This window comes from Psychroserpens burtonensis DSM 12212 (genome assembly GCF_000425305.1).
Lineage (GTDB): Bacteria > Bacteroidota > Bacteroidia > Flavobacteriales > Flavobacteriaceae > Psychroserpens > Psychroserpens burtonensis.
Map to the genome: position 1 here is coordinate 1 of NZ_KE384348.1, position 14,796 is coordinate 14,796.

General features: G+C 35.7%; 4 protein-coding genes. 3 read left to right on the forward strand and 1 reads right to left on the reverse strand.

All coding sequences use genetic code 11. From position 1 onward, the window contains the following. From H593_RS20305 to H593_RS19695, 3 genes are all read left to right on the forward strand, one after another. Positions 1-786 (forward strand): T9SS type A sorting domain-containing protein (locus H593_RS20305; protein ID WP_157588942.1); only part of this gene is annotated, 786 nt, incomplete at its 5' end. A gap of 236 nt (positions 787-1,022) precedes the next feature. Continuing rightward, complete coding sequence (locus H593_RS19690; RefSeq protein ID WP_084142370.1) at positions 1,023-8,039, forward strand: DUF8202 domain-containing protein; 7,017 nt, start codon at positions 1,023-1,025, stop codon at positions 8,037-8,039. A gap of 284 nt (positions 8,040-8,323) precedes the next feature. Further along, positions 8,324-13,153, forward strand: coding sequence for a DUF8202 domain-containing protein (locus H593_RS19695; protein ID WP_084142371.1), 4,830 nt, complete (start codon positions 8,324-8,326; stop codon positions 13,151-13,153). A gap of 127 nt (positions 13,154-13,280) precedes the next feature. On the opposite strand, the gene hisS is transcribed toward H593_RS19695, so the two are convergent. Further along, positions 13,281-14,651: a histidine--tRNA ligase gene (gene hisS / locus H593_RS0117660; RefSeq protein WP_028873635.1), complete on the reverse strand. Its 1,371-nt coding sequence runs from the start codon at positions 14,649-14,651 to the stop codon at positions 13,281-13,283. Positions 14,652-14,796: the final 145 nt, after the last annotated feature.

Below are 14,796 nucleotides of genomic sequence, written 5' to 3' on the forward strand. Positions count from 1 at the left end.
TGGGATGATTACCAATTCAGCAACACGTCTTGTGCTTGGGAGAATCAAGGATCACAACCTTCAGAACCTACAGCAACGAACTGTTGGGATAATTACCAGTTCAACACCACATCTTGTACTTGGGAAAATATAGGAACTCAAGATACCGAGCCTACTCCAATGAATTGTTGGGATGATTACCAATTCAACACCACATCTTGTACTTGGGAAAATATAGGAACTCAAGATTCGGAGCCTACGACAGAATGCTATGAAACAGCAGCATTTAATAGTACATCATGTGCTTGGGAAATAACCAATAATGGTTCAGGTATAACGTATTATGCCGATACAGATAATGATGGGTTTGGAGATCCTGCCAATTCAATTATTGCCTGCTCATTACCGACTGGGTTTGTAATTGACAATACGGATTGTGATGATACTAATAATTCAACCTACCCCGGAGCAACAGAAATACCCAATAATGGTATCGATGAAAACTGCGATGGTACGGATGATAGTACATTAGGAAATGAAGAAATTAATGACCGAGATATTGCTATTAGACCAAATCCTTTTAATTCAGTAATAACAATTCACCTACCACTAAGTTTCAATGGTAGTGAATTTGAAATTAATATTTATGATCTAAATGGAAGAGTTGTATACAAGAACAGGAATTCTAGTATCAATGGTTCTATAATTATAAATGAATTAGATAATTTAGAAGTAGCTCCCTATTTTATTAAAATTTCTAGTACTAATAATGGTATAACTGTTATCAAGAAACTAATAAAATATTAGATATAAAAAGGTTGGATGTAATAACCCAACCTTTTTTTATCCGATTTAAAAATAAAATCATGAATAATAGTCTATTTCTGTAATAATTAGTCTTAAATATATTTTTTTTTAAAAACCTGATTATCAAATATTTAATAAATAACATATGTATTTCGTCGATTATATTCGCCTTTCACAGAGTTATTATATACATTTGAACATAATTTTATTAGTCCCAAACTAAAATTTAACCGCTTATGAAAATATCTACACTTTTGCTAAGAAAGTATACTATGGTATTTAGTATATTTTTATTGTCAGCTATCGCTTTTTCTCAAACTGCAGATTTCAATGTACAACATGTTCAAGATGATATCGGAAATACTGGAGGAACAAATACAAGTTTCGCCGAAGTATCCTCTATCAATAGTGCATTTGCCTTAGCCAATAACAACCGTAAATCAAATGCTGGCTCTGAGGAATCAGGTGGTAATTTAGATGGTGATGATGTCTCTGGAGCTAGAGTATTAACTGCTAACGGTACATTATCTTATTACAGAGAGTCTGGTTCATCTAGTACAGACATGAGATTCAATACCTCTATTTGGGAGTATATGGGTGCACCAGGTGGAGATAATGAAATGATTATTCGTGGCCGTTATGTTGTGAGTTTAAACGGAACTAACAACAGTACAACTGAAGCGCTAACCGGAATAACAAATGCCAATAACTGTATCCCATTTATTACAGGGATTAGAAATGATGCTACTGATCAAGATTCAGATTCTGGAACCGCTATCGCTTATTTAGAAAACGCTAGTACCCTAAGAATTCAAAAGGGCTCCAATGCAAATCAAGTAGTGGTGTATATCACTCTTGTAGAGTTTACAGGAAGTAACTGGAATGTACTTCATGGAGATTCTGGAAATGCAGCAGATGATACTGGTATAATAACATTAAGAAATGGGTCTGATGGCACAGGAACAGCCACAAACGTAAGCAACTGGAATGATGCTGTTATTTTTGGACAACATAGAGGTGATATGACAAGTAGTGGCGTAAATGACGCTTTAGCAGATAATTGGCCAGTTTTTGATCCTGGTTCTAATAACCAAAGAGTTGATTGGGCTTTTGATTCAAATCATGACTCAGATGCTTCAAATAGTAATAGACATTTTGTGCATGTGTTAGTTAACGATGATATGAATGTTACCCGTTATCAAGATACAAATAATGATGCTGGAGAGACAACACTTAATATAGCAAGCGCTGGTCTATCTAGTGCTAACGAAGCCCTAATTGTAGGATCTTCGATAACATCTGGTGGTGGTCAAGCCTATGCCAGAGGATGGAGAAACTATTACATAAAATCAGAGACTCAAGCAGCTCATTGGTCTCATAGAAGTGGAAACTCTATGAGTCATGAAATTCAAATCGTCGATTTGTCTGGATTAACATCTACTAACTATTGTAGTTCATGGGGCACAACTACTTATGATACTGGGATTACTAATGTAACTTTTAACACAATTAATAATTCAGATGGATCTCCAAAAGATAACGGTTACGAAGATTTCACGTCCATATCAACGAGTGTAGCTCAAAGCACTTCTCATAATTTATCGGTTAGTGTGGATACTGATGGAGGTTATCAAGTGCACACATTTGCATGGATAGATTGGAATCAGGATTCAGACTTTCTGGATGCTGGTGAAATTTATGATTTAGGGAATACTAATGTGGATGGTCCAATTGCTGCATTTCCAATTACGATTCCTGGAACTGCATCATTAGGTTCTACACGAATGCGTATTTCAACAAAATATAATAGCGACCCATCAAGTTGTGATACAGATATTGATGGAGAAGTTGAAGATTATACAGTTAATATAACTGGTGGTTCTCCAATTCCAGAAATTAATGTTCAAGGAAATGCTGTAACTATAAACGATGGTGATACAACACCCGCTATCGCAGATGACACTGATTTTGGAACCGTAAACACAACAGGTGCGACTAATGTTGAACAGACATTCACCATTCAAAATACAGGTAGTGCCGCTCTTTCTATTGGTAGTATTACAATAGGTGGTGCACATTCTGGAGATTTTACTCTAACCACGTCACCTGCAACTTCAGTAGCGGCTTCTGGAAGCACAACTTTCGTTATAAGATTTAATCCTAGTGCAGATGCCCTAAGAACTGCGTCTGTAAGTATTGTTAATGGCGACAGTGATGAAAACCCGTATAATTTTAATATACAAGGAACGGGTTCAACACCTGCACCAGAAATAAATATTCTAGGAAATTCTACTACTATTGTAGATGGTGATACAACTCCAGACTTTTCTGATGATACAGATTTTGGAACTGTTGATATTACTGACGGAACTAATGTAAATATATTCATTATCCAAAATAATGGGACACTTGATTTAACATTATCAGGAGGTTTTCCTTATGTTACTATTGATGGAACACATAGTGCAGATTTTACACTAACGACTATTCCTTCTAGTGTAATTAATCCTAGTGGAAATACTACTTTTGCTATTACATTCAATCCAAGTGCCCTTGGACTTAGAACAGCTAACATTACTATTGCAAAGAATGATAATGATGGAGCCCCATATAACTTTAATATTCAAGGTACCGGCTACGTGGCACCTCCTTGTGGATCTTCGGTCTTGCATAGTGCTACATTTGAAAGTGGTTTAGAAGGATGGACATCTGGTGGTGGTGACGCTGTAAGAGTTAATAATACGACTTGGGCATTCAACGGTGCTTATAGCTTAAGAGTAAGAGACGATGATGCTGCAGGTAATGCCTCTTCATTTTCATCTCCTCTATTTGATATTTCATCTTACGACAAAATAGACTTTAAATTCTTTTTCAAACCTGACGGAATGGAAACAAGCGAAGATTTCTTTATTGAATACAGTAGTGATAGTGGTTCAAATTGGTCAATTATAGGAACTTTTGTAAGTGGAATTGTCGCAAATAAAAATGCTGATTTTGAAGCAACAACTACTCCTATTGGCTATAGTAAAACGGTGACCTTATTTAGAACAGATCATACGTTTCCTGCTGGTAACAACGCACAATTTAGAGTACGTTGTGATGCCAATGAAAATGATGATATGATTTATCTAGACGATATAACAATTTCTGCAACGTCATTTTGTACACCTACAGAAGCTCCTGGTGGAGTTGCATCTGATTTAGATTTATGGTTAAAAGCAGACCAAGTAGATGGAATTACGTATGCTGCAGATGGCTCTGCCGTAAGTCAATGGGCTGATAATGGCAAAGGAAATAACGCTAATGTTGTTGTTACTGGCCAAGCACCTGTTTATAGAAACAGTATTGCTAGAAATATCAATTTTAATCCTGTAATTGATTTTACAAACGATAATACTACTGCTAATCGTGATATGACTTATGTCATAAACGATGGAAGTAGACAAGAACTTCAAGGAACAGGTGGATTTAATACCAATGACATATTTATAGTATTAATGCCAGACCCAACGATTACGACGACTATGATTCCTTTGGATACGTTTACAAGTAGAGATCCAGATGGTCAAACATATACTGAAGATGTTACAGGATTGGGATATGGTGCGTATACGGGAAGGTTTAGTAATGAAAGACTGACATATTGCATTGCCACTACAAATGAAAATTCAACTACTTCTCCTGAGAATGGATATGGAAGAGCAGATACAAACTCAGGTACAGATTACAACCAAATACAGATTGTAAATATTAGACAAAATACTGCAGATACTGATATGGAATTATATTTCAATGCCAATCAAGTTGGTAATGAGACTAATGATATTTCAAAATATAAAATGATTAATAATGGTCGTTTCTGGCTGGGACGTAGTCAATATTGGAATGGCAGTTTTGATGGCCGTATTGCTGAGGTAATTACTTATGGAGCAAGACAATCAGATGTGAATTTAACACAAGAAAGAAATAGAGTTCAATCTTATTTAGCTATAAAATACGGAATTACTCTAGGCGTTAACGGTACAACTCAAGATTATGTTAATAGTGATGGTAATGTCATCTGGGATCAATCAACAGATAGTGGTGTCTACAACTATGATATTGCTGGAATTGGAAGAGATGACTCTTCAGAATTAAACCAAAAACAATCTAGAAGTGTTAACGATGATTTTGATGGTGCAGACCCTATTACTAGCAGAACACAAGGAATCCTAACAATGGGATTAAACGATATTTACAATACTAATAGAGACCATATTTCTTCAAACCCAACAACTTTTGATGATAAACAGTTTTTAGTTTGGGGTAATAATGGTGCTAACTTAAACTTAGCGGCCTCAGTGGTTTCTGTTAATATGAGTGCTGGCATCTCGCCTGCCCTTACAACTAATGTATCTTTTACAGCGATGCAACGTGTTTGGAAGGTTGAAGAAACTGGTGGAGATATCCCCTCTGTTAAAGTAAGAATACCACAAAGTGCTATAAGAAATATTACACCTCCAGGAAGCTTCTATATGTTTATATCCAGCACCGGTGTATTTGATCCAACTGCAGATTATAAAGTGATGACAGCCGATGGAAATGGTAATTTAGAAACTAACTATGATTTTGATGGCACAAAATACGTCACTTTTGGATATGCTCCTCAAGTATTGGTTGAACGTTCTGTTTATTTTGATGGTAATACGGATTACATCGATGTGGAAAATAAATTAAATCTTAATTCTTCTGGTTTCACAATTTCAGCATGGATAAAGAGAGACGCTGCAGATAGCGGAACTAAATCTATTGTATCTAAAAGAGATGTTTCATTTTCTACTGGATATGACTTTAGAATTTTAAATAATAATGTATTAAACATTACATGGAAAAATCCGAGTAGTAGAACACTCACCTCTGCGACTTCAATTCCAGATGATGAATGGCATCATGTTGCTGCAATTTATGATGGATCTACTGTAAAACTTTATATTGATGGTGTTGAAGATGCTTCAGCAAATTTAACAGCTCCATTAGACACTAATGACTCCTTTTTTATTGCAGCTGCTGGAAAAAACAGTCCGTCGCAACACTTTAGAGGAAATATTGATGAAGTGCGTGTTTGGGATACAGAGTTAACGCCCACACAGCTCAGATTTATGATGAATCAAGAAATTGAGGACAACTCTAATTTTATTAGTGGTAAATCATTACCAACAACAATAACAAAAAATGACGTGGCTCTTATTCCATGGTCTCAATTAGCAGGATATTACCCAATGTCTGTGTATACCTATACCAATACTGAAGATGCTTCAGGTCATGGTAATCAAGGTGCGTTAAGAAATCTAAATACTTTAGATAGACAAACAGCTCCATTACCATATGTCTCGCAAACCGATGGAGATTGGTCCAATGATGCTACTTGGTTAAATGGTGCAGTCCAAGCATTGCCTAATGAATTATCTATTGTAGATGGATTAACACCCATTGATTGGAACATCATTCGCCTAAGTCATAATATTACAATTGATACTGAAATTGTTTTAGGAAGAGACAGACAAGTCTTAGGACTCTATGTCGATGCTGGAGAATTAACAGTTAATGGTAATAACACAGATGCTTTAGCCGGTAACGGATTAACAGTATCTCACTATTTAAAACTAGATGGTAAAATTGATCTTGAAGGACAATCTCAACTAGTGCAAGGCATTGGAAGTGATCTAGACCCAACATCATCAGGTACATTAGAAAAGGATCAACAAGGTACTGCAGATGTGCATACATACAACTACTGGTCTTCACCAGTAGGTGACACCAATGCCACTACAAACAATAATTCATACTCCGTTACAGATGTTATGTATGACGGTGTAAACCCAATCAACTTTATTACTGCAGGATATGACGGGTCTGATGGTTCAACAATCACTATTGCTGATTACTGGATTTGGAAGTTTGCCAATCAACCAGATGGCGATTATTCTGCATGGCAACATGTGAGAAGAAATGGTACATTACTAGTAGGTGAAGGGTTTACTATGAAAGGTCCAGGATCTGGAACTATTACAGATCAGCAAAACTATGTTTTCCAAGGCAAACCAAATAACGGCGATATCAACTTAACACTCAACGCTGGTAACGATTACCTCATTGGTAACCCCTATCCTTCTGCCATTAATGCGAATACATTTATTACAGATAACGGACCAACCATTGCAGGCTCTGGGGCAGATCCATTAATTAGTGGAACCCTTTACTTCTGGGAACATTGGGGAGGCGGAAGTCATAACCTGTCTGAATATCAAGGGGGTTATGCAACGTATAACTTCTCTGGTGGTGTTGCGGCTCCTTCGTTAGGAACCAACGACCCAAATGTAGGGACAGGTGGTACGCCTACAAAAATTCCAGGTCTTTATATTCCTGTGAGTCAAGGTTTCTTTGTTATTGGAGAAACTACAGGCAACATTAATTTCAATAATGGACAACGTGCCTACCAAAAGGAAAAATCTACAGGTGCAGATAGCTCTATATCTATAAGAAGCTCTGATGGTACAGCTACTGCCAATGATGACAATGAAGCCATTGATGAACGTATGAAATTTAGAATTGGATTCAACTCCATAAACACCATTCATAGACAACTATTATTAACCATTGATGAGGCAACCACAACCGGTTATGATTGGTCTTATGACGCGATGACTTACGATAACCAAATGGATGATTTGTATTGGATGATTGATGACCAGCAGTATACGATTCAAGCAAGTAATGTAGCAGAACCTGATACTGTATATCCACTTGGAATTAACACAGAAGATGATGGATTAAATACAATCACTATTGATGCCTTAGAGAATGTACCACAAAGTATAGGTGTTTTCATTCATGATCTAGAAGATGATACTTATCATAATCTTAGAGCAAATGATTTCCAATTCTTCTTAGCTGCAGGTGAGTATTCAAACAGGTTTGAATTGACCTTTAGTGATGCCAATGCAGATACGCTTGAAGTTGATGAATTACTACTTAATACCATTGATGCGTTCTATAATATAGAAACAGAGAGCGTAGCCTTATACAACCCTAATTTTGTAAATGTAAAGTCTATAGAATTATACAACCTTATGGGCCAACAAATAACAAAAATCAAAGATATTTCAGAACTGAACTATTCTGAATATGAAGTTAAGAACCTAAGCACTGGAACTTATATTATTAAGATAGATACTTTAAACGGCCTACTATCTAAGAAAGTTTTAGTAAAGTAAGATTAAAATATAATAAAATCGCAGACGATATTAAAAGGTAAAATAACAATATTTTCTGAGCATTTTATAACGTAATAACCTATTTAAGACAAGGAACTACTTGTTAGAATCCTAAAATAATTGGATATATAAGAATTACCGTTAAATATCATTTTTACTACTAACTCATTATCAGTGTTTTAAAATAAATAAGTGCATTTCAACGAATAAATTTGCGTTTAAAGGAGTTAAAAGGTATATTACCCTACAATTTAATTAGTCCCCAAACTAAAATTTAACCGCCTATGAAAATTTCTACACTTTCTCTAAAAAAGTATACGATAATATGTTGTATATTTTTATTGTCAGATATCACATTTTCTCAAATTGCAGATTTCAATGTAAACTATATTAAAAATGATCTAGTAAATACTGGAGCAACAAACACAGGTATCACAACTGATTCAGAAATCACTCTTGATGAAACTGGTTTCTTACCACCTCCTTGTACATCCTCTGTCTTGCATAGTGCTACATTTGAAAGTGGTTTAGAAGGATGGACTTCCGGTGGCGTTGATGCTGCAAGAATAAATGATGCTTCTTGGGCATTCAATGGCTCTTATAGTCTAAGATTAAGAGACGATGATGCTGCTGCAGGTAATGCCTCTTCATTTTTATCTCCTATACTGGACATAACAGGTTATGACAAAGTAGATTTTAAGTTTTTCTTCAAACCAGATAGTATGGATTCTACTCACGATGGTTCAGGAACTAAGACCTATACAGAAGAGTTATATATAGAGCACAGTAGTGATGGCGGAAGCTCATGGACAATAATTGCGACTTATGAAAGTGGTGAGGTTTTTAGAAAGACTGCCGATTTTGAATCTACTTCTACTCCTATTGGATATGGTAAAATTGCAACACTATTAGCTACGAATCATACATTTAATTCAAATAGCAGGTTTAGAGTACGTTGTGATGCTAGTGAAGATGATGATATGGTTTATATAGACGATATCACAATCTTAGCGACATCATATTGCACACCAACAGAAGCTCCCGGTGGAGTTACATCTGATTTAGATTTATGGTTAAAAGCAGACCAAGTAGATGGAATTACTTATGCTGCAGATGGTTCTTCTGTAAGTCAATGGACAGATAATGGTAAAGGAAACAATGCCAATGTCATGGTAAGTGGACAAGAGCCATCCTACATAAATAATATAGCTCGTAACATTAACTTCAACCCAGCAATAGATTTTGTGAATGATCATACTACTGCAAATACTGATATGACTTATGTTATTAATGATGGAAGCAGACAAGAACTTCAAGGAACTGGCGGATTTAACACTAATGACATATTTGTTGTATTAATGCCTGACCCGTCAATCACAACCGCAATTCTTCCATTGAGTGTATTTACAAGCAAGGATCCAAATACAGATTCCTATGCTGAAGATGTTACTGGTTTTGGTTATGGTGGCTATACAACTCGATTGGATAACGAACGATTAAGTTATTGTATTGGTACAACTTCTGAAACGGTAAGTAATCCAGCCGAGAATGGATATGGAAGAGCAGATACTAATAGTGGAACTGATTATAATAAGATTCATATTGTAAATATTAGACAAAATGCTTCAGATACAGACATGGAATTATATTTCAATGCCAATCAAGTTGACAACGAAACTAATGATTTAGCGAAATATGCTATGATTAATAATGCTAAATATTTCCTAGGAAGAAATCAATATTGGAATGGTAGTTTTGATGGCCGTATTGCTGAGGTAATTACGTATGGATCAAGACAATCAGATGTGAATTTAACTCAAGAAAGAAATAGAGTTCAATCTTATTTAGCTATAAAATACGGAATTACTTTAGGTGTCAATGGTACAACTCAAGACTATGTTAATAGCGATGGTAATGTCATATGGGATCAATCTACAGATAGTGGCGTTTACAACTATGACATCGCAGGTATTGGTAGAGATGATGCTTCGGAATTAAACCAAAAACAATCTAGAAGTGTTAATGATGATTTTGATGGTGCTGACCCTATTACTAGTAGAATACAAGGAATCCTAACTATGGGATTAAATGAAATCTACGATACTAATAGAGACAATATTTCTTCAAATCCAGTCAACTTTGATAACAATGAATATTTAGTTTGGGGTAATAATGGTGCTAACTTAAACTTAGCTGCCTCAGTTATTTCTGTTAATATGAGTGCTGGTATTACTCCTGTTCTTATAACTGATGTATCTTTTACAACAATGCAACGTGTTTGGAAGGTTGAAGAAACTAGTGGAGATATACCCTCTGTTAAAGTAAGAATACCACAAAGTGCTATTAGAAATATTACACCTCCAGGAAGCTTCTATATGTTTGTATCGAGTACTGGTGTATTTGATGCAACTGCAGAATATGCCGTTATGACAGCCGATGGAAATGGTAATTTAGAGGCTAACTATGATTTTGACGGCACAAAATATGTCACCTTTGGATACGCTCCCCAAGTAGAGGTTGAACGTTCTGTTTATTTCGATGGTAGTGTTGATTACATCGATATGGAAGATAAATTAAATCTTAATTCTTCTGGTTTTACAATTTCAGCATGGATAAAGAGAGACGCTGCAGATAGTGGAACTAAATCTATTGTATCTAAAAGAGATGTTTCTTTTTCTACTGGATATGACTTTAGAATTTTAGATAGTAACGTATTAAATATTACATGGAAAAACCCTAGTAGTAGAACACTAACCTCTGCGACTTCGATTCCAGATGATGAATGGCATCATGTTGCTGCCATTTATGATGGATCAAATGTAAAACTCTATATTGATGGTGTTGAAGATGCTTCAGTAAAACTATCAGCTCCCATGCGCACTAATGACTCATTTTTCATAGCTGCTGCTGGAAAAAATAGCCCATCACAATACTTTAGAGGAAACATTGACGAAGTACGTGTTTGGGATACAGAGTTAACTCCTGCTCAACTAAGGTTTATGATGAACCAAGAAATTGAGGACAACTCTAATTTTGTAACTGGTAAAACATTACCTACAACAATCACAAAAAATGACGTGGCTGTTATTCCATGGGCTCAATTAGCAGGATATTATCCAATGTCTGCTTATACCTATACAAATACTGAAGATGCTTCAGGCAATGGTAATCAAGGGGCTTTAATAAACCTTAATACTTTAGATAGACAAACGGCTCCATTACCATATGTATCACAAGCAGATGGAGATTGGTCTAACAGTGCTACTTGGTTAAATGGTGCAGCCCAAGCTTTACCTAACGAATTATCTATTGTAGACGGATTAACACCAATTGATTGGAACATCATTCGCGTAAGTCATAATATTACAATTGATACTGAAATTGCCTTAGGAAGAGACAGACAAGTCTTAGGGCTCTATGTTGATGCTGGAGAATTAACAGTTGACGGTAATAACGCAGATGCATCTGCTGGTAACGGCTTAACAGTATCTCACTATTTAAAACTAGATGGTAAAATTGATCTTGAAGGGCAATCTCAACTAGTGCAAGGCATTGGAAGTGATTTAGACCCAACATCATCAGGCACATTAGAAAAAGATCAACAAGGTACTGCAGATCTTCACACCTATAACTACTGGTCTTCACCAGTTGGTGAAACTAATGCAACAACAAATAATAACTCATACTCTGTTGCAGATGTTATGTATGACGGAGTAAATCCAATCAACTTTATTAATTCGGGATATGACGGATCTGATGGCTCAACAATCACTATTGCTGATTATTGGATTTGGAAATTTGCCAATCAACTCGATTACGATTATTCTGCATGGCAACATATGAGAAGAAATGGCACACTACTAGCAGGTGAAGGATTTACCATGAAAGGTCCAGGATCTGGAACTATTGTAGATCAACAAAACTATGTTTTCCTTGGAAAACCAAATAATGGTGATATAAATTTAACCCTTAACGCTGGTAACGATTACCTGGTTGGTAACCCATACCCTTCTGCCATTAATGCGAATACATTTATTACAGATAACGGACCAACCATTGCAGGCTCTGGTGCAGATCCATTAATTAGTGGAACCCTTTATTTCTGGGAACATTGGGGAGGCGAAAGTCATAACCTATCTGAATATCAAGGTGGTTATGCAACATATAACTTCTCTGGTGGTGTTGCTGCTCCTTCGCTAGGAACCAACGACCCAAATGTAGGTACAGGTGGAACGCCTACAAAAATTCCAGGTCTTTATATTCCTGTGAGTCAAGGTTTCTTCGTTATTGGAGAAGCTACTGGTACTATTAACTTCAATAATGGACAACGTGCCTACAAAAAAGAAAAGTTTTCAGGTGCAGATAGCTCCGTATTTGTAAGAAGCTCTGATGCGACAGCTAATGCAAGTGATAACAATGAAGCCATTGATGAACGCATGAAATTTAGAATTGGATTCAACTCCATAAACACAATTCATAGACAACTATTATTAACCATTGATGAGGCAACCACGACAGGTTATGATTGGTCATATGACGCGATGACTTATGATAATCAAATGGATGACTTATATTGGATGATTGATGACCAACAGTATACTATTCAAGCAAGTAATGTCGTAGAACCTGACACTGTATATCCAATCGGAATTAAAACAACAGATGATGGATTAAACACAATTACTCTTGATGACTTAGAAAATATACCAAACAATATGGGTGTTTTCATTCATGATCTAGAGAATGACACCTATAATGATCTTAGAGAAAATGATTTCCAATTCTTCTTAGCTGCAGGTGAGTATTCAAACAGGTTTGAATTAACATTTAGTGATGCTACTGAAGACACACTTGAAGTTGATGAGTTACTACTTAAAACAATTGATGCGTTCTATAATCTAGAAACAGAAAGCGTAGCCTTATACAACCCAAATTTTGTTGATGTGAAGTCTATTCAATTATACAACCTTATAGGCCAACAAATAACCAAAATTAAACATATTTCAGAACTGGACTATTCTGAATATGAAGTTAAGAACCTTAGTACTGGAACGTATATTCTTAAGATAAATACTTTAAGCGGTTTACTATCTAAGAAAGTTTTAGTAAAGTAAAAATAGATCCCAAATCTACGATAATCTTAACTTAAGAAAAAGCCTCAATCCTTTACGGAAAGAGGCTTTTTTATTGTTAGACAAGTCTCAACTTAGGCTTATCCTATTCTATATCACTTGGGAAATTTTATATCAGCACATCTATCAACTCTTCTAATGTCACTTCTTGCTGATCTCCAGTTCCCATGTTTTTTAATGTGAATGTATTCGAAGCCATTTCAGATTCGCCTAATAAAATCACAAACGGAATATTACGCTTATTCGCATAATTAAATTGTTTGATTGTTTTCTTATTATCTGGGAATAACTCAGCACTTACACCAACGTCTCTAAGAGATTTGATTGCTTTCATACTCGCAATCGCCTCTGCTTCTCCAAAATTAATGAAGAGTACTTTTACCGTATTGGTAATTGTTTCTGGAAACAAACCTAAATCTTCAAGCACTAATGCAATGCGGTCTAAACCAAAACTAACCCCAACACCACTCATATCTTTGAGACCGAAGATTCCAGTCAAATCATCATAACGACCTCCTCCACCAATAGATCCCATATGAACACCTTCTGGAGCAGCAACTTCAAAAATCGCACCTGTGTAATAATTGAGTCCGCGAGCAAGAGTTACATCCAATTGGAGTGTTGCCGTTTTTAAACCTAAGGTGGCAATCCCTGTATTTATAAATTCTAATTCTTCAATTCCTTTTTTTCCTTCTTCAGACGTCTTAAGGATTGTCTTTAATTCTGCTATTTGATTACCAAAATCACCTTTTAAAGTAAATAATGGTTGAAGTGTTGTTATTCCTTCTTCGGAAATCCCCTTACTTCGCATTTCGTCTTTTACCTTCTCCTCTCCTATTTTATCTAACTTATCTAGAGCTACAGTAAAGTCGATGAGTTTGTCTTGAGCCCCAATAACTTCTGCTATTCCAGACAAAATTTTACGGTTATTAATTTTTATGGTAACACCTTCTAGTTTTAAAGCACTAAAAACAGCATCATACAATTGTACAAATTCTACTTCTTGCCATAAAGAATTACTCCCAACAACATCTGCATCACACTGATAAAACTCTCTAAAACGACCTTTTTGTGGCCTATCTGCTCTCCAAACAGGTTGGATTTGATAACGCTTAAAAGGGAAATCAATCTCGTTTTGGTGTTGTACGACATACCTTGCAAACGGAACCGTTAGATCGTAACGAAGGGCTTTTTCTGAGAGACTAGACGTCATTTTATTAGAGTCTTTTGAAGTATATAAATCCTCATTCACTTTACTCAAGTAATCACCAGAATTCAAAATCTTAAAAATCAAGCGATCGCCTTCTTCTCCATATTTACCCATCAAGGTGTCTGAATTTTCAAAACTTGGCGTTTCAATAGGTTGAAATCCGAAAATTTCAAACTTCGTCCGTATTGTATTAAAAATATAGTTTCGCTTTGCGACCTCTTGCGGATTAAAATCTCTCGTTCCTTTTGGGATGCTTGGTTTTTGTGCCATAATATTCTCCACCTAAGTGGAAATCTCTATTAAAGTAATTTTAATTCTTCTGAAGAAAAAAAACACTTATGTTTAACTTATTACAATTCTCTTTTCTGTCATTTCGAGCGTATTCGATAAATCTCACCTATTTTTAAAATATTTC

Excerpts from the sequence above, each read along its gene's own strand:
- H593_RS19690 (WP_084142370.1), top strand. The coding sequence starts at position 1,023 with ATGAAAATATCTACACTTTTGCTAAGAAAGTATACTATGGTATTTAGT.
- H593_RS19695 (WP_084142371.1), top strand. The coding sequence starts at position 8,324 with ATGAAAATTTCTACACTTTCTCTAAAAAAGTATACGATAATATGTTGT.
- hisS (WP_028873635.1), bottom strand. The coding sequence starts at position 14,651 with ATGGCACAAAAACCAAGCATCCCAAAAGGAACGAGAGATTTTAATCCG.